General features: G+C 70.1%; 15 protein-coding genes. 7 read left to right on the top strand and 8 right to left on the bottom strand.

What is annotated here, in order from left to right; genetic code table 11:
- Nucleotides 1-277: 277 nt before the first annotated feature.
- Together HNQ52_RS08140 and HNQ52_RS08135 are read right to left on the bottom strand one after the other, a co-directional pair.
- The gene (locus HNQ52_RS08140; protein ID WP_183960601.1) at nt 278-826 is read right to left on the bottom strand and encodes a YaeQ family protein; all 549 of its coding nucleotides are present in this window, start codon (nt 824-826) and stop codon (nt 278-280) included.
- 49 nt (nt 827-875) lie between these two features.
- On the bottom strand, nt 876-2,081 hold the full coding sequence (locus HNQ52_RS08135) for an NAD(P)/FAD-dependent oxidoreductase (protein ID WP_183960600.1): 1,206 nt from the start codon (nt 2,079-2,081) through the stop codon (nt 876-878).
- A 346-nt stretch (nt 2,082-2,427) separates the two neighbouring features.
- Between HNQ52_RS08135 and HNQ52_RS08130 the strand changes: the two genes are divergently transcribed.
- Complete coding sequence (locus HNQ52_RS08130) at nt 2,428-3,912, top strand: DUF4331 family protein (RefSeq protein ID WP_183960599.1); 1,485 nt, start codon at nt 2,428-2,430, stop codon at nt 3,910-3,912.
- Nucleotides 3,913-4,055: 143 nt separating this feature from the next.
- Nucleotides 4,056-5,312, top strand: coding sequence for a tetratricopeptide repeat protein (locus HNQ52_RS08125; protein WP_183960598.1), 1,257 nt, complete (start codon nt 4,056-4,058; stop codon nt 5,310-5,312).
- Nucleotides 5,313-5,355: 43 nt separating this feature from the next.
- Here the strand turns inward: HNQ52_RS08125 and pdsR are convergent, their stop codons facing one another.
- The gene (pdsR, locus tag HNQ52_RS08120; protein WP_183960597.1) at nt 5,356-6,045 is read right to left on the bottom strand and encodes a proteobacterial dedicated sortase system response regulator; all 690 of its coding nucleotides are present in this window, start codon (nt 6,043-6,045) and stop codon (nt 5,356-5,358) included.
- 206 nt (nt 6,046-6,251) lie between these two features.
- Here pdsR and HNQ52_RS08115 point away from each other — a divergent pair, with 206 nt between their 5' ends.
- From HNQ52_RS08115 to HNQ52_RS08105, 3 genes are read left to right on the top strand one after another with little or no spacing between them, the layout of a single operon-like run.
- On the top strand, nt 6,252-8,282 hold the full coding sequence (locus HNQ52_RS08115) for a marine proteobacterial sortase target protein (protein ID WP_183960596.1): 2,031 nt from the start codon (nt 6,252-6,254) through the stop codon (nt 8,280-8,282).
- A gap of 23 nt (nt 8,283-8,305) precedes the next feature.
- Nucleotides 8,306-8,503, top strand: coding sequence for a hypothetical protein (locus tag HNQ52_RS08110; protein WP_183960595.1), 198 nt, complete (start codon nt 8,306-8,308; stop codon nt 8,501-8,503).
- The gene (locus HNQ52_RS08105) at nt 8,488-9,138 is read left to right on the top strand and encodes a class GN sortase (protein ID WP_183960594.1); all 651 of its coding nucleotides are present in this window, start codon (nt 8,488-8,490) and stop codon (nt 9,136-9,138) included. Before HNQ52_RS08110 ends, HNQ52_RS08105 begins: the two co-directional genes overlap by 16 nt.
- An 18-nt stretch (nt 9,139-9,156) precedes the next feature.
- Here HNQ52_RS08105 and HNQ52_RS08100 read toward each other — a convergent pair whose 3' ends face one another.
- The 3 genes from HNQ52_RS08100 to HNQ52_RS08090 all read right to left on the bottom strand — a co-directional run bounded on the left by HNQ52_RS08100 (nt 9,157) and on the right by HNQ52_RS08090 (nt 12,031).
- Complete coding sequence (locus tag HNQ52_RS08100; RefSeq protein ID WP_425486482.1) at nt 9,157-9,792, bottom strand: TIGR00645 family protein; 636 nt, start codon at nt 9,790-9,792, stop codon at nt 9,157-9,159.
- 116 nt (nt 9,793-9,908) lie between these two features.
- Nucleotides 9,909-10,946: a saccharopine dehydrogenase family protein gene (locus tag HNQ52_RS08095; RefSeq protein WP_183960592.1), complete on the bottom strand. Its 1,038-nt coding sequence runs from the start codon at nt 10,944-10,946 to the stop codon at nt 9,909-9,911.
- A gap of 281 nt (nt 10,947-11,227) precedes the next feature.
- Nucleotides 11,228-12,031 carry an SDR family NAD(P)-dependent oxidoreductase gene (locus HNQ52_RS08090; protein ID WP_183960591.1) on the bottom strand — a complete coding sequence of 268 codons (804 nt, stop codon included), beginning with the start codon at nt 12,029-12,031 and terminating at the stop codon, nt 11,228-11,230.
- A gap of 130 nt (nt 12,032-12,161) precedes the next feature.
- Here HNQ52_RS08090 and HNQ52_RS08085 point away from each other — a divergent pair, with 130 nt between their 5' ends.
- A complete protein-coding gene (locus HNQ52_RS08085; RefSeq protein WP_183960590.1) occupies nt 12,162-12,926 on the top strand; it encodes a glucose 1-dehydrogenase in 765 nt (254 codons plus the stop codon).
- 32 nt (nt 12,927-12,958) lie between these two features.
- Here HNQ52_RS08085 and HNQ52_RS08080 read toward each other — a convergent pair whose 3' ends face one another.
- Nucleotides 12,959-13,552 (bottom strand): ECF-type sigma factor, encoded by a 594-nt coding sequence (locus tag HNQ52_RS08080; protein ID WP_183960589.1) that lies wholly within the window; start codon nt 13,550-13,552, stop codon nt 12,959-12,961.
- Between the two features lie 46 nt (nt 13,553-13,598).
- On the bottom strand, nt 13,599-16,496 hold the full coding sequence (locus HNQ52_RS08075) for a serine/threonine-protein kinase (protein WP_183960588.1): 2,898 nt from the start codon (nt 16,494-16,496) through the stop codon (nt 13,599-13,601).
- Between the two features lie 120 nt (nt 16,497-16,616).
- On the opposite strand from HNQ52_RS08075, the gene HNQ52_RS17555 reads away from it, so the two are divergent.
- Complete coding sequence (locus HNQ52_RS17555; protein ID WP_183960587.1) at nt 16,617-17,690, top strand: OmpA family protein; 1,074 nt, start codon at nt 16,617-16,619, stop codon at nt 17,688-17,690.
- Nucleotides 17,691-17,735: the final 45 nt, after the last annotated feature.

Below are 17,735 nucleotides of genomic sequence, written 5' to 3'. Positions count from 1 at the left end.
AGCATTCCCTCCCAGGAAAGGCCTTGGACAGGCAGATGGTGCAGCAGGCAAGCGGAGCCGGTGCCGGCGTCGCACTCCGCACCTGCGTCCCCCGACGCGACGGTGCGAAGCCCCTTGCGACCATACGGGACCGAATGGGAGTGTCCGCGCGCTTTCGCAGCGGATCAAGCTGCAGTGCGGCATTCCGGTTTGCGCCGATCCCCTCCGGCGGACCCGAGCCTTCGCCTCGGCCGGCTTGAGCTCTTGCCCCCCATCAAGCGGGAGAGCAACCCTGCGCTCAACGCGCGCGCGGCAGGCGCACGCGCGGTTCGATCTCGACGGTGTCGTCGCCGTGGATCCACTGCATGCGCCCATCCTGGATCAGGCACTGCAACGTGAGCCCGCGCCCGTTCCAGGCCGCAAGCGCGTCGATCGCCGCGGGCGCAAGGTCGAGCACCGCGAGATTCTTCGAGCGCGCCAGCACCGTTTCGGCCTTCTCCCACCAGATGTCGGCGCTGCGGCCGCCATAGGTCACCAGCAGCACCTCGCGCGCCCGCCCGCAGGCACGGCGCACGCGCGCTTCGTCGGGCTGGCCGAGGTCGATCCACAGGTCGATCGCGCCGGTGAGATCCTTGCGCCACAGGTCCGGCTCGTCGTCCGAACTCACGCCGCGCCCGAATTCCAGTCGCTCGTGCGCATTGAGCGCAAACGCCACCACACGCGCCATCAGGCGCGCGTCGGTTTCGGACGGATGCTGCGCGAGCGTCAGCGGATAGGTCGCGTAGTGGTGACGATCCATGTCGCTGAGCTGCAGCTCGATCCTGCGCACCGTCGCCTTGAGAGCCATGCCTGCATCCGGACCAAAGGCAGGCAGTGTAGCGGCAGCCGACGGGTGTTCAGTCCAGCCGCGCGAACGAGAACAGCGCGCGCAGCGGATGCGACTTGCCCTGCACCTGCGCGGCGAGGATCTCCGCGCCGATGGCGCTGTAGGTGATGCCGTTGCCGCCGTACGCCATCGCGAACAGCACGCGCGGCCCGTGTTCGCGGTGCGGGCCGAAGAACGGCAGGCCGTCGTCGGTTTCGGCGAAGGTGCCGGCCCATGAAAAGGCTGGCGTCCAGTCGAACTGCGGATACATCGCCTCGACGCGATGCTTGAGCGTGCGCACCTTGCCGGCGAGCTTCGCATCGCGTTTGGCGGGGATGTCGACGGTGTCGTCCTCGCCGCCGACCAGCAGGCGGCGATCCGCGGTGCGGCGCAGGTAGAGATACGGGCGTGCGGATTCCCACACCATCGTGTGCTCCAGCGATTCCAGAGGCACGGTCTGGGGGTCGGTGACGAAGGCATAGCTGCTGCGGTTGCTCGCCACGCGCTGGCACAGCTGGCGCTGGTTCTCGTAGCCGCCGGCGAACACCAGATGCCGGCACCGCACGACCCGCCCGGCCACGCGCGCCAGCACCCCGCCGCGTCGTGCCCCGAAGCCGAACAGCTCGGCACGGTCGAACACCTGCAGGCCCTGGCGTGCACCCGCGCGCAGCAGGGCATGGGTGAGCTGGTAGGGATCGACCGCCGCGGCGCGTTCGCTCAGCAGCGCCAGCGGCGCGTCGATGCCGAACTGCGCGCGCAGCGCGTCGCGGTCCACCTCGCGCACCCGGATGCCGTGCTTGCGGCGCAGCGCGTGTTCCTCGCGCAAACGCCGCACGTGACTGCGCTTGCTCGCGTAGTAGAGGCTGTGCAGCGGAAAACACTCCACATCGCCGAAGCCGCCGGCGATCCTGCGCAGGGTGCCGATGGCGTCCTCGCAGGCGGTGTAGGCGAGCGCGGCGTTGCGCTCGCCGAAACGCTCGGCGAGCTCGGTCATTTCGGTGTCGATCTCGTACTGCAGCAGCGCGGTGCTCGCGGCCGTGCTGCCCCAGCCGATCTCGCGCCGGTCGATCACCACGGTGCGCTGCCCCGCGCCGAGCATCGCGCGGGCGATGAGCGCGCCGGTCACGCCGCCACCGACGATCAGCACGTCGCAGTCGATGTCGTCGGTCAGCGTCGGGTACGTGTGCATGAAGCCGTTCCTGACCGCCCAGAACGGCATGCCGCTTTTGAGATCCATCGTGGCAGGGCATCCGCCGTCGCAACCGGCGACGGGTCTGGCGCCACAGCACGATCCGTGCCGCACGCCGCGCAGTCGGAAGGCGTAGGCCTGGCGGCTTCTGCGTCGACAGGATCGATGCATTCCGCAACACCGCCCGGAAACGCACCGCAGATTGCATCGAAACTGCGCACTGGATCCCGATTGTTGCTTTGCAGCACCAAATAAGGTCGGTCCGGTGCATCTGCGCGGCCTACCAAGGGCCAATACTGTAAACGGGCGGCACAGGGGCCGACCGCTGGCAGACCGTGGGGACGGCAACGCCTACCGCGGCATCATCCGATCCATCCTCAACCGGAGTCCGCCCATGACCATCCAACGTACGGCACTGTTCCTCTCACTGCTTGCCACCGGCATCGGCGCTGCCTGTGCCGCCGACCACCGCGATTCGCCGCTCACCACCGCCGATCCGGCGGCCGACATCAACGACGTCTACGCCTTTGTCAACCCGAACGACGCCAACGAGGTGATCCTCGTGGCGACCGTGCTGCCGGTCGCGAACGCGAACTCGCGCTTCTCCGATGCGGTGTCGTACCGCTTCAACATCTCCAACGGCGGCGACGGCGGCGACACCACGATCACCTGCACCTTCCCGGACGAAGCGACGCGCGTGTTGTGTCGCAACGAAGGCGACACGCTGTATGCCGAGGGCAATCTCGGCGAAATCGTCGACGCGGACGAGCTGCGCGTCTTCGCCGGGCTGCGCGACGATCCGTTCTTCTTCGACCTGGACGCGTTCAACGAAACCCGCGACACGCTGGTGCCGGCCTTCACCGATCCGGGCGTCAATTTCTTCGCCGGGCTCAATACGCTGTCGATCGTGCTTGGCGTGTCGCGCGACCGCCTCACCGACAGCGGTGCCAACTCCACCCTCAAGGTGTACGCCTCCACCGAACGCACCGGAGACGCCGGCGTCGGCCCGGGCTTCACCGGCATGTGGTGGGATCCGGCCAACCCGGGCCACGGCCTGATCGTGCAGGTGATCGAGTCGGTCACCGCGAACGATCCGCCGGCGAAGTCCGCGGCCAAGAACCACCTTCCGTACCGGCTCGTCACGTACTGGAACGTGTTCGACAACGAGGGCGAGCAGCTCGCGCTGTACGGCATCGGTGACATCGCCGCGAACGGCAACACCGCGTCGGTACCCGTGGTCAGCGGCTCGGGCCCGTCGTTCCCGCCGGCGTTCGATCCGGACGATCTGGTCGAAACGCCGTTCGGCACGCTCGATTTCACCTTCAGCGACTGCGACACGGCCGAGCTCGACGTCACGCCGACGCGCGACGGCTTCGCCCCGGTGACGATTCCGCTGACGCGCGCAAGCTCGGTGGTGGGCCTGGACTGCAGCCTCAACCAGCTTGGCCAGATCGACCGCATGGGCCGTCCGGGCATCAACACCGCGCTGATCGACCTGCTGGCGAGCACCGGCAAGAAGGATGCGTACAACACCGCGGTCGATCCCGCGGGCTGGGCGGCAGCGTTCCAGGACGAGATTCAGGCCAACCTTGCGGCGCTCGACACGCTCGACGGCACCACCGGCAACACGGTGCTGCCGCCGGCGGACCTCGCGCCGGTGCTGGTGGACGATCGTCTCGTCATCGATGCCTCGATCCCGGATTGCGACGCGTACCTCGCAGTGGAACTGGGCGTCGCCGGCCAGTGCGGTGGCCGCACGCTCGAACGTGATGTGATCGACGACACCCTCGGCGCGGTGGTCGGCCCGGGCGTCAGCGACAACGTCGACAACGACAGCACGTTCCTGGCCGACTTCCCGTTCCTGGGCGCGGCGAACTGATCGACCCCGGGGAGTCCTTCACGCCGGCCGGGTTTGGCCCGGTCGGCGTGAAGGGCAGAAAGCACGCACGTTATCGTTGGCCTGTTCCGCCGGCCGAGCATCGTCCCTGGTGTCGATCGATTTCCTTCTGCACGGAGCCGCACATGCGCATGATCCTCGCCGTGGCCGCGCTCGCCACACTCTTCGGCTGTGCGCACGACCGCGCCACCGTGGCCGGCGACGCGACTGCCGTTGCCGATGACGCATCCGCGTCCCCCATCGCGAACGACGCTCGCGCCGATCCGACCTGGCCGCTGCAGCCCGACGCCTACCGCACCACCAGCGGCGCGATCTACGTCGGCAACCTGGACGCACGCATCGACGAATACCGCCGCATCATCGCCGCGCGTGACATGGCGGTGCATCGGGTAGCGCTCGCGGGCGATCTCTACCATCGCTTCCGCGTCACCGGTCGTCTGTCCGACGCGGAAGAGGCGATGGTGCTGCTCGACACGGCCATCGCCGCCGATCCGGCCGCGGCGCGGGCCTACCAGCTGCGCGGCGTGGTGCGGTCTGGCTTCCACCGGTTTCGCGAGGCGCTCGACGATCTCGACGCAGCGCAGGAACACGGCGCCAGTGCGGCCGATCTTGCGTCGACGCGACGCGAGATCGCACTCGCGCTCGGCGACTATGCCGCGCTGCGCGGCGAATTCGACAAGGCCACCGACGTCACCCCGGACTTCTACGAACTGGCACACCGCGCCGACCTGCGCGTAATGCACGGCGATCTCGCGGGCGCCACCTTCCTCTACCGTGCGGCGCAGACGCAGTACCGCGACACTAATCCGGTGCCGCTGGCGTGGCTGCACGTGCAGCAGGGCATCGCGCTGCTGCGTTTCGGCCAGGTGCGGCAGGCGCGCGATTTCTTCGCCGCGGCGCACGCGCGGCTGCCGCAGTACTACCTCGCGACCGAACACCTGGCCGAATGCGAGGCCGCGCTCGGCAACACCGAACGTGCGCGGGAGCTGTATCGCGAAGTGATCGCACAGACCGGCAATGCCGAATTCCTCGCTGCGCTCTCGGGCGTCGAGCGCGCCGCGGGCAACGAGACCGACGCCGAGCGCCTCGCACGCGAAGCCGAGGCCGGCTACGAAGCGCTGCTCGAGACGTATCCCGGCGCGTATGCACACCACGCCGCCGAATTCTTCATCGAGATCGGCAAACCCGAACGCGCCTATGCGCTCGCGCAGCAGAACCTTACCGTGCGGCGCGATATCGGCAGCTGGATCCTGCTGGCCACCACTGCGGTCGCCGCGGGCGACATACCGGCAGCCTGCGAGGCACGCGCGCGGGTGCGGGCGACCGGACTGACGCCCCCGGAACTCGACGAACTCGCGCCGCTGGCCGAACGCTGCGGCTGAGTCCGTCAGCCGAACGCGGCACGGACTGTCCGGGCACGGACCGTCACGGACGCCAGCGGTAGCCGGCGCCGTGCACCGTGTCGATTTCGTCGAACGCCGCGTCCAGCGCGACGAACTTCTTGCGCATGCGCTTGATGTGCGAGGTGACGGTGGCGTCGTCGACGACGATCTGCGCCTCGCGCATCAGCTGCTCGCGCGATTTCACGTGCCCCGGCCGATGCGCGAGCGCATGCACCATCCAGAACTCGGTCACGGTCAGCGGCACGTCTTCGCCGTTCCACGTCACGCGCATGCGTTCGAGCTCCAGCCGCAGGCCGCGCAGCGCGATCACCGTGTCCTTCGACTGCGGCGAGCGCAGCGCGTCGGTGCGGCGGAACAGCGCCTGCACGCGCGCGGTGAGCTGCGCGAGCGAGATGTCCTTGGTGAGGTAGTCGTCGGCGCCCAGGCGCAGGCCGGAGATCACGTCCAGGTCCGAATCGCGCGCGGTGAGGAACAGGATCGGCAGCGTGGCCGAGCGTCCGCGCAGTTCGCGGCACAGATCGAAGCCGCCTTCGGGTTCGTCGCCCAGGCCCACGTCGATGATGACCAGGTCCGGCAGCTTCAGGGCGAATGCCTGCTGCGCCTCCGGGCGCGATGCAAACGCCGCGACCTGATGGCCGAAACGCGTCAGCGCGTCGACGTAGTTGGAGCGGATGGCGGGTTCGTCTTCGACGATGGCGATGAGGCGGGACATGCGATGGCCTGACGTGGGTGCGGGGCAAGGATAACGTGGCCGCCGTCATGGCGGCGTGCGGCGCGGCGATGGGCTGCGCGCGCCGCGGCCAGCGCCCGCGATTTGCCACGAACGGTCGGACGATCCGCCCCGGTGTGCCGCGCCATCGGCCTCGCGAGGGTTCGGAATGCTCCCATCCGCGAACGGTTCGCGGCGAGGACAGCCCAATGCAGCCCGCGCGTCTTACCCGCAAGCCCCGCCTCTTCACGAGCCCGCGTCTGCAGCGCCAGCGGCGGCTGGGATTCGGATTTCTTCTGCTCGCGCTCGCCGCGCGTGCCGGCGCGCAGGCGCCCGATCCGGAAGGCCTGCAGTTCGCCACCGCCGATGGCGGCTGGCGTGACAGCGCCGCGCTCGAAACCGATGTCACGTTCAATGTGACCGGCCTGCTGGCCGAGGTGACGGTGGAGCAGCGCTATATCAACGACGGCAGCCAGTGGCTCGAAGGCCGCTACCTGTTGCCGCTACCCGCGGGCGCGGCGGTCGGTGAACTCAGGCTCGCCATCGGCGAGCGCGAGGTGGTCGGCGAGATCCACGAGAAGGCGCAGGCACAGGCGATCTACCAGGCCGCCGCGGCGCAGGGCCAGCGTGCGGGCATGGTCGAACAGAATCGTCCGAACCTCTTCCGCACGTCGGTCGCCAACATCGGACCCGGCGAAACGGTGACGGTGCGGATCGCGTACTGGCAGGCGGTGGACTTCCGCGACGGGCAGTTCTCGATCGACCTGCCGCTCGGTCTCACGCCGCGCTACACGCCGTCGACGGCGCTCGCACTGCCTGACTCGGCTCCGCGCGACGGCGATCCGCACGCGCTGGCACCCGCCGCCGTGGCCGCGTCGGCCGACACGGCGCCGCCGCCGGTCGTCTCGCTGCAGATCAACCTGACCCCCGGCGTGGCGCTGGACGCCATCGAGAGCCCCACGCACGCGATCGAGACCACCCGGCACGCGGAGCGGTTCGTCGTGCGGCTCAAGGACTTCGCCACCCTGCCCGAGCGCGATTTCGAGCTGCGCTGGATCCCGACGGCCGTGGCCGATCCGCAAAGCGCGCTGTTCGTCGAACAGCGCGACGATGCAACGTACGCCTACGCGATGCTGCTGCCGCCGACGCAGGAGATCGCGCCGTTGCCGCGCGAGCTGATCCTGGTCATCGACACCTCCGGCTCGATGTCCGGCAGCGCCATCGTGCAGGCGCGCGATGCGCTCGCCGAGGCGCTGGCGCGGCTGCGGCCCGGCGATCGCTTCAACCTCGTCCAGTTCAACTCGACGACCGAGCAATTGTTCATGCAGCCGGTGCCGGCCGATGCCGAGCACATCCGCATCGCGTCCGACTGGATCGCCGCGCTGCAGGCGGACGGCGGCACCGAGATGGCTCCCGCGCTGCGCGCGGCGCTGCAGGGCGAGGCCGCGCCCGGTTTCGTGCGCCAGGTGGTGTTCGCCACCGATGCCGGCGTCGGCAACGAGTCCGCGCTGCTGGCGCAGATCGAACGCGATCTCGGCGAGGCCCGGCTGTTTCCGGTCGGCATCGGCAACGCGCCCAACGGCTGGTTCCTGCAGAAGGCGGCGCAGATCGGCCGCGGCAGTGCACTGGTGATCCGCTCCACCGGCGAGGTGGCGCAACGCATGCAGACATTGTTCGCCAAGCTCGACCGGCCCGCGCTGCGCGGCGTGGACCTGGCGTGGCCGCCGGGCACCGAGGCCTATCCGGAGACGCTGCCCGATCTCTACCACGGCGAGCCGTTGCTGGCGGTCGCGAAACTCGGTGGCGACGGCAGCGGCACGCTCGTCGCGAGCGGCTGGAGCGCGCAGGGCGAATGGAGCGACACGCTGGCGCTCGGACGCGGCACACGGGTCGACGGCGTCGCGCGGCTGTGGGGCAGGCACAAGATCGAATCGCTCGAAGACGCACTGCGCCAGGGCGCGGACGAAGCCACCATCCGCAGCGCCATCGTCGCGCTCGGCATCGAGCATCACCTCGTCAGCCGCTACACCAGCCTGGTCGCGGTGGAGCGGCAGGTGGCGCGCCCGTCCGACGCGGCGCTCGCCTCGACCCGATTCGAGAACGGCGGCGAGGACGCCCTGGCCCTCGCGCAGGGCGCCACCGGCGCGCGCAGCCTCGCGGCGTGGGCGGCGGCACTGTTGTTGCTTGCACTGGCGCTGACGCACCCCCGCCCCACCCGCACGCTCGCCGAATCCGCGTAGCACTTGCCTGCAGGAGACCCCCCATGGATCTTTGCCTTCCCCGCGACTTCTTCCACCCCGCCAACCGCCGTCCCTTGCTGCGCGACGATCAGGAGACGAGCCTGGGCGCCGATGCCCACGTGCATCTGGATCCGGCGTTCGTCACGGGCCTGCGCGACTGGCGCAGCCATCCGGAACGCGGCGCGTCCCTTGCGGCGGACGGCGAATGGCAACCGATCTGAGCCTTGCGGAGCGTGCTGCGGCGCTACCGCCACCGGCACGACGCGATGCGGCGAGGCCGCGCAAACGCGTGATCGCGCTGGCGCTTTGCGTGGCGGCGCTGACGCTCGCTGTGCAGGCGGGCTGGATCCACGCCAAGGCCGGCCTCGCGCAGTGGCTCTTGCACGATGCATGGACGCACACGCTCGCGACCGGCAAGCCGCATGCGCCGTGGCCGTGGGCCGACACGGCGCCCGTCGCCCGTCTGCGCGCGCCCGGACAGGGCGTGGATCAGATCGTGCTGGCCGGCGACAGCGGACGCACGCTGGCGTTCGGCCCCGGCTGGGCCGAGTCGAGCGCCGCGCCCGGCACGCACGGCACGGTGGTCGTCAGCGGCCACCGCGACACGCATTTCGCGTTCCTGCGTGACCTCGCCGTCGGCGACGAGGTGTTGTTGCAGGGCCCTGCGGGCGAAACCCGCTACCGCGTCGCCGACACCCGCATCGCCGATGCGCGCAGCGAGCGCCTGGCGCTGGATGCCGACACCGACACGCTCTGGCTCGTCACATGCTGGCCGTTCGACGCGCTGACGGCCGGCGGACCGATGCGCTTCGCGGTGCGGGCGGTGCGCACGGACGCGGTGGCGTCCGTACCGTAACGCGTCGCGCCCGCGGGCTCAGTGGTGAACGATCGGCTTCTGCCCCGACGGCACCTGCATCAGTCGATCCGTCCACGCGATGCCGATCGCCGAAAGAATGAACACGCAGTGGATGATCGTCTGCCAGAGCACGCCGGTTTCGGTGACGCACTTGCCGGCGCTGTTCAGCGCCTCGATCACGGCCGGGTTGGACAGCAGCGAGGCCATCTGCGGATCGGTCGACTTCAGATCGATCAGGCACGGCAGACGCGACACCTCCGATCCCAGCGCGCCAGCCTCGATGAAGGTCTTGAGCAGGTGGATCGACGAGATGCCGATGATCGCCATCGCGAGCTTCACCTTCAGCACCGACGCGTTCACGTGGCTCAGCCATTCGGGCTGGTCCGGGTGGCCCTGCAGGTTCAGGCGCGAGACGAAGGTTTCGTAGCCGCCGACGATCACCATCACCAGCAGGTTGGAGATCATCACCACGTCGATCAGGCCCAGAACGAGCAGCATCATCTGCATCTCGTCGAGCTGGTTCGCATCGGTGATGAGGTGCAGCAATTCCTTGCCGAACAGGAAAACGTAGACGCACTGCGCCGCGATCAGGCCCAGGTACAGCGGCAACTGCAGCCAGCGCGAGCTGAAGATCAGCCAGGAAAGCGGGCCCATGCGGGCGGCGGACGAAGCGGGAGCGCTGGACATGACGGTTCCGGGAAAGGGGGCGGATCAGCCGGTCAAGGGTACGGAGTGCCGATGACGCTGCCAAGTCCGCTGCCGCGGGTACCTCATTCGCGCGACACCCCGGGCAGGCCCAGCACGTAGTCCGGGCCCATCAGCAGCGACGGGGTGTAATAGCCGCCCGGCACCGTCGTCTTCATCAGGTGCTGGACGATGCCGAGCGAGGCGGTCACGGTGATGTCGTAGCCGTTCGGCGTGCGCAGCGTGCCCTTGTGCACCGTGCCGTTGGCGTCGCGCGCCTCGCCCCAGACGAAGGTGTCGGTGCTCGCGCGTTTGGCGTCGGACGGGCCGCGGACGGTCTTCTCCACGCGCCGCTTCAGGAAGCGCTGCACCGCGCCGAGCCCCAGCAGCATCGAGATGCGCCGCAGACGCCGCATGCGGGTCACGGTGGACGGCGGCACCGACAGATACACCTCGATGTTCGGGATGCCGGTCGACACGAAGGCGGTGTACACATCGCCCCACGGAATGGTCATCGCGGTGCGCGTCTTTCCGTCGCGCACGAACTCGCGCGTCTTCCACGCCAGCGGCACGCGCTGCAGCCGGCCGTCGATGCGCGCACGGCCGCCCTTGGCGAGGCCCTCGACGCTGCTCTTGGCCGTGCCGGGGCTCAGCCCGCCGCCGGCGTCGAACGCAAGGGTGAGGTGCGTGGCGCCGGGCAGATCGCGCTTGAGCTGTGCGGCAAGGCAGTCCGTTGGCACCACGTCGAAGCCCGCGCCGGGCAGCACCACGACGCCGGCGGTTCTGGCGCGGTCGTGCTGCGCGTGGCAGTGGGCGAAAACGTCGATTTCGCCGGTGATGTCGAGGTAGTGCGTCTTGCGTTCGAGGCAGGCCTCGAGCATGGGCGCGCAGGTGGCCGAGAACGGACCTGCGCAATGCAGCACCAGGTCAACGCCTTCCAGGCCGGTTCGCAGCGCGTCCGGGCTCAGGTCGAACACGCGCTGGGCGAAGCCGGTCTGGTTGCCGATGTCGGCCAGTGTCTGCGCGTTGCGCGCGGCCAGGATGGGCGCGAGGCCGCGACGCTTGGCTTCGAGTGCGATGAGACGCCCGGTGTAACCGTTGGCGCCGTAGATCATCCATTGCATGGGGTTGGCCTTGATGGATTGGGTTGATCGTGGATGTCGCATCGTTGAGCGGGATGTGTCGAGTGCGAGGCCCATCCCTCATCCGCCTGCCGGCACCTTCTCCCGACGGGAGAAGGATCGTGGCCCGGACGTTCCGGCGAGCCCTGCACGTCGCCAACTCCACACGTTCCACCCGCGACAGCGCCGCGATTCGAGTTCCTTCTCCCGCCGGGAGAAGGTGCCGGCAGGCGGATGAGGGCGCCACCCTCACCCCGCCGCACCGCGCAACCGCCCGCGCAACCTCACCCCGCCCGCCGCGCGACCCGCTTGCGCTTCTCGATCATCGCCAGCAGCTGCCGGAAATACACCCCGGGCAACCAGCGCTTCATCCGCCACCGCATCGGCTCGTCGCGCGTGGGCAGGATCAGGAATTCGCCGCGACCGATCGCCTTCACGATGGCATCGGCCACGCTGTCCACCGTGTCCGCGCTGTGTTGCATCAGCCGTCCGGCCGCGGCGCGCATCTGGTCGCTGCCGCGCCAGTTCTGCAGCAGGTTGGTCTGGAAAAACGCCGGGCAGGCCACGCTCACGGCCACGCCGCTGCCGTGCAGCTCGGCGCGCAGTTGCTCGGAGAGGATCACCACGCCGCCCTTGGCCACACCGTAACTCATGATCCCCGGCGCGCCGGCGAGCCCCGCGAACGAGGCCACGTTCACCACATGCCCGCGCCCGGTATCGAGCATTGCCGGCAGGAAGGTCTTGCAGCCGCGCACCACGCTGAGCAGGTTCACTTCCAGCAACTCGCGCCATTCGCCCATGGTGCTGTCGAGCAGGGTGCCGCCGGCCGCGATGCCGGCGTTGTTGACGAGCAGGTCCGGCGTGCCCCACGCGCGTGCCGCCTCGGCAAACGCGGCAAAGCTGGCGTCGTCACCCACATCCACTTGCCACGCGACGTGCCCGCTGCCGGGCAGCGCCGCCACCGTCTCCTGCGCGCGATCCAGATGCAGATCGGCACATCCCACCGCTGCGCCCGCGGCCGCGTAGCGCTGCGCAAGCGCGCGGCCCAGGCCACTGCCGGCGCCGGTGATCAGAACCCGCTGGAACATCGTCCACTCCCTTCGCCGCGGCGTGCCGCAGACGCCCACTGCCCCATGCCGCGCCCGCGCCGGATGTCCCGCGCGACGATTGGCGACCATGCTACCCTTTCAAGCATACCTCACCGTATGGACAACGCGCATGGCCTCCGACCTCTTCGATCTGCGCGGCAGGACCGCCCTCGTCAGCGGTGCCTCGCGCGGTATCGGCGCGTCCATTGCGCATCTGCTCGCCGTGCACGGCGCACACGTGATCTGCACCAGCCGCAAGCGCGAGTCGTGCGAAGCGGTGGCGGATGCCATCGTGACGGCCGGCGGCAGCGCGGAGGCGCGCGCCATGCACGTGGGCGACAGCGCGCAGATCGAGGCCTTGTTCGAAGGCCTCGACGCGGACGGGCGCGTCGCCGACATCCTCGTCAACAATGCCGCCGCCAATCCCTACTTCGGCCCGGCGCTGGACATGGACCTCGCCGCGTTCGACAAGACCTGCGAGGTGAACCTGCGCGGCTACTTCTGGAGCACGGTGCAGGCCGCCAGACGCATGCGTGCGAACGGCGGCGGCGCGATCGTCAACATCGCCTCGGTCAACGCAAGGCGTGCCGCGCCCGGCCAGCTGGTGTACTCGATGACCAAGGCCGGCATCGTCAACATGACCGAAGGCTTCGCCAAGGAACTCGCCGGCCACGGCATCCGCGTCAACGCGATCCTGCCGGGCCTGACCGAAACGAAATTCGCGTCCGCGCTGACCGGCGATCCGAAGATCCTCGGCATGATGCTCAAGCTGATCCCGATGGCGCGCGTGGCGCAGCCGGACGAGATTGCGCCGATGGCGCTGTTCCTGGCCTCGAAGGCCGCGTCGTACGTGACCGGCGGGGTATTCGCGGTGGACGGCGGCTACACCGCCTGAGACGCGCCGGCGCGAGACCGGGCCGGATCGGCTCAGCCGCCCGCGCCCATCTCGGCGGCCAGCAGCATCTTCGCCGCCTGCCAGTCGCGTTTGATCGTGCGCTCGTTGAGACCTTCGAGTTCGGCGATCGCGGGAAAGGCGAGACCACCGAAGAAATGCAGCTGCACCACGCGGGCCGCGCGCGGGTCGACGGCTTCGAGCGTGGACAGCGCGCGGTCGAGCGCGAGCACTTCGAGGGCTTCGTTGACCGCGTCCGGCACGCGCTCGTCGAGCGTCACCAGCAGCGCGTCGCCGCCGCGTTTCCCGGCGCCGGCACGGCGCGCGTTGTCGACCAGCACCTGACGCATCGCGCGTGCGGCCAGTGCCATGAAATGGCGGCGGTCCTGCACGTCGAGGGTGCGCGCACTGATGAGCTTGAGGTAGGTCTCGTGCACCAGCGCGGTGGTGGAGAGCGTGCGCGAGGACAGGCTGCGCAGCTGGCGATGCGCGCACTGGCGCAATTCGTCGTAGAGCAGGGCGAAGAGGCGATCGTTGGCGGCCGCGTCGCCGCTGCCGGCGGCCGCCAGCAGGGCCGCGACGAGCTCGTCCCGGCCTGCGGCCGGCGCATCGCTGCCCGTGTCGTCCATCGTCTCCCCCGTTTGTGCCGAGCATCGCCGTTGCGGGCGGGCAGCGTCAATCGCGTGCGATGTCGGCGGCCAGTTCCGGGTCCGGCGCAGCCATCGTCGCCAGCAACCGACGCGCCGCCTCGCGCTCGCGCTGCGCCCTCGCCGGCTGCTGCCGGGCCAGGGCGAGGCGCGCCATCAGCGCGTGCGCGCCGATGCGGTTGGCGATGTCGTTCGCCGGGCGTTCGCGCAGCACGCGTTCGGCCAGCGGTGCGGCCGCGTCGACGCGGTCCAGGTCGATCAGCGCATCGGCCTGCAGCGCGATCGCGTAGAGCATGCGCGGTTCGCTGCCGGCGCCGATGGCCGTCAGCGTGCCGATCGCGCCCTCGATCTCGGCCAGCGCCTCGTCCGCGCGGCCGGCACGCAGCAACGCGTTGGCGAGGGTCAGATGCACGGTGGCGGTTTCGCGTCCCGGGCGGAAGAGCGCGTCGCCGACCGCCGCCGACGCGCGCGCGTGCGCGATCGCTTCGTCGATCCTGCCTTCGCGCAGGCTCAGCTGCGACAGCGCGTTGTAGTCGCTGAAGATGGCCGGATGGCGGTCGCCGAGCAGTTGCCGGTGCAGCGCCAGAGCGTCCTCGAGCAGCGGGCGGGCGTCGGCGATCTTGCCCTGACGCATCATCGCCACGGCGAGATTGGTGGTGATGGTCGCGGTATTGACCGTGCGGTCGCTGCCGATGGCGCGGTAGATCGCGAGCGATTCGCGCGTGTAGGTTTCCGCGAGAGCGTACTGCTGGCGCGTGGATGCCACGATGCCGAGCGAATTGAGCGTGCCCGCCACCTGCACGTGTTCGTTGCCGTAGACCTTGCGCTGGATCGCGAGCGCTTCCTCGAGCACCTGCTGCGCCTCGTCGAGGCGGCCGAGTTGGCGCAGCGGACCGCCGAGCACCTGCAGTGTTTCGGCCACGGCCGGATGGTCGTCGCCGAGACGGCGGCGGCGCGCGTCCAGTGCCTTGCGCGCATGCGCCTCGGCCGGCTCCGGCCGCGACGCGCTCGACATCAGCACCGCGTAATCGTTGTGCATCTGCGCGACGCGGGTGTCGTCGGGTCCGAGACGCACCGACGCGTCGGCGAGGGTGGCGTCGAACACCCGCTGGCTCTCGTCGAAGCGGCCGAGCCGGGCCAGCATCAGGGCTTCGATGTGGCGATCGCGGACGATGTCGAGCCCGGCGTCGTCGTCGCGCGCACTGTCGATGGCGAGCGCGGCGCGGGCGTCGGCGAGCCCGGCGTCGAACGCGCCGCGTTCGTCGTGCAGCAGCGCACGCTCGACCAGCACGTGCGAGCGGGCATCCGCAGGCGCATCGGTCGCGAGCACGCTGTCGAACAGCGCCAGCGCGTCGTCGAGCCGGCCGCGCCTGCGCTCGACCGCGGCGAGCTTGGCCAGCAGCCGCAGGCGCGCGGCCGCGTCGTCTGCGGAACCGTCCGGCCAGCCGCTACGCGCACGTTCGAGCAGCGCTTGCGCCTGGTCGTACTGGCCGAGCTGGGTGTACAGCGTGCCGAGCGTGACCTGCATGTCGGCGCGCAGGCGCGGCTGGTCGGCGAGATCGCGTTCGATGCGCTCGGCGCCGCGATCGAGCAGTTCGCGCGCGGTGACGCGTGCGCCGGCTTCGCTGTCGGGCGAGGCGGCGTCGAACACGCTGGTGAGGAAGGCCTGCGCGGAACGTGCGAGCTGCGCTTCGCGTTCGGCGCGCTGCGCCTGCCACAGCGCCAGCGCGCTGCCGCCGAGCAGGCCGACGATCGCGATGACGCCGAGCGCCGCCGCCACGCGATGCCGCGCGACGAAGCGCCGCAGGCGATACAGCCCGCTGTCGGGTCGCGCGAGGATCGGGCGCCCGTCGCGCCAGCGGCGCACGTCGTCGGCCAACGCTTCGACCGTGGCGTAACGCCGCGCGGCATCCGCATCGGTGGCGCGCGCGACGATGATGCCGGCATCGCCGCGCAGTTGCCGCGGCGTGATCGCGGTCGGGCCGTCGTCGCCGACAAGCTCGCGCGCCGCCGCGAGGCGTTGCGACGGATGCCCGCCGGTGTTGCCGGCGATGGCGCTGAAGCGTGCGCCGGTCAGCAGCTCGAACAGCAGCAGGCCGAGCTGGTAGATGTCGGCCGCGGTGGTGACGAAGCCGCCGTCGCGCTGCTCCGGCGCGGCGTAGGCGGGCGAGAGGAAATGGCCGGAGGTGGCGGTGCGCGTCGCATCCTCGCCGTCGCCGAGCAGCTTGGCGATGCCGAAATCCAGCAGTTTGGGCACGCCGCGTGCGTCCACTAGCACGTTGCCGGGCTTGATGTCGCGATGCACGACGAGCTGGCGGTGCGCATGCGCCACCGCGTCGCAGACCTGCAGGAACAGCGCGACGCGCGTGTCGAGCCCGGCGGCGGTGCGCGCGGCCCAGTCCGACAGCGGCTCGCCTTCGACGTACTCCATGACGAGGAACGGCCGCCCGTCCTCGGCCACGCCGCCATCGAGCAGGCGCGCGATGTTGGGCTGGGTGAGGCGCGAGAGGATGCTGCGTTCATTGCGGAAGCGCGCAACCACCGCGGCCGAATCCATGCCGCGCTTGATCAGTTTCAGCGCGCCGCGCTGCACGTAGCCGTCGCCGGCGCGTTCGGCGAGGTAGACCATACCCATGCCGCCCTGCCCCAGCGGCTGCAGCAGGCGCCAGGCGCCGAGTTGCGTGCCGGCGGGCAGCACGGCCTCGGCGTCGTCGCCGTCATTGCCGCCGACGAGACGCGCGGCCACGCCGGCCGCGGTGCGATCGAGCACGCCGCCGGTGTCGGTGGCGAGCAGGTCGCGCACTTCGGTGAGCAGTGCGGTGTCATCGCCGCAGCGTTCGACGGCGCACGCGTCGCGTTCGCCCGTCGGCGTGTCGAGCAGATCGCGCAGCACGAGATAGGCGCGGCGCTTGAGGTCGAGTGACATGGCTGGCGTGGACTCCCCGGACACCGCATAGCGTGGCACGGCGCCGGCCCGGCACGCCATGTCCCGATCGGCGCAGGGCCTGCGTATTCCCCTGCACTCCGATCGAGCAAGGCCCCTGCCGTGAACGCATTTGCCCGCGCCGTCTTTCCGCTGCTGTCGTGCCTGCTGCCCGCCGTCGTGCTGGCCGACGCCACCGAGCCCGTCGACGACATCCCCGCCGCGCGCGACCTGCCGTGGCTCGAGCGCTTCGACGGCAGCGTCGTCGTTTCGTTCTCGCAATCGGCGTATGACGAATACCTGTTCCCCGGCGGCCCGCTGAAGCTCGTCGAAGGCGACAACCCGCGCGACGAGAACAACAACCGCCTGTGGCAATTCGCGCCGCACCAGACCTTCGAAGGCGCACGCACGCGCATCGTCTACGTGCTGCCCGCCGGCCGCTCGCCGCTGGAAGCGCTGCGCGGCTACCAGCAGGTGGTGGAAGCCATGGGCGGCGCGAAGACGTACGAATGCAAGGCCGGCGAATGCGGTGGCGATGCCGGCCGCAACACCGATGGCGGCGGCGGCGACCAGTCCGTGGCGATGAAGCTGTGGCCGCATTCGCGCGTGGGCGATGCCGCCTTCAGCAACGGCGCGTGTGCGCAGACGATGGGCGTCAGCGACCAGCGCCTGGGCAGCTTCGCGATTCCCGACAAGGCCTACGTGGTGGTGCACGCCTTCACCGGCACCGACACGCTGTACTGCAAGGCCATCAACGGCCGCACGATCGCCGTGGTCGACGTGCTGGAACTGAAGCCGCGCGAAGAGAAGATGGTGACGGTGAGCGCCGCCGACATGGGCAGCGCGATCGCCAGCACCGGCCGCGTGGCGCTGTACGGCATCCTGTTCGACACCAACAGCAGCACGATCAAGCCCGAATCGACGCCGGCGCTGGAACAGATCGCCGCGCTGATGACGCAGCAGCCGGCGCTGAAGCTGCACGTGGTCGGCCACACCGACAGCCAGGGCGGGCTCGAGAGCAATTTCGCGCTGAGCAAGGCGCGTGCGCAGGCGGTGAGTGCGGCGCTGACGGCGCAGTACGGCATCGCGGCGGCGCGGCTGAGCGCGAACGGCGTCAGCTATCTCGCGCCGGTGGCGAGCAATGCCGACGACGCCGGGCGCGCGAAGAATCGCCGCGTCGAACTCGTGCCGTTCTGAGGTCCGCGCTCGACGGCGCGTTCCGCATCCGCAACGCCCATTCCC

Source organism: Chiayiivirga flava, from assembly GCF_014202825.1.
In the GTDB taxonomy this organism is placed as follows: Bacteria; Pseudomonadota; Gammaproteobacteria; order Xanthomonadales; family Xanthomonadaceae; genus Chiayiivirga; species Chiayiivirga flava.
This window is presented reverse-complemented; position numbering and strand designations above follow the sequence as displayed.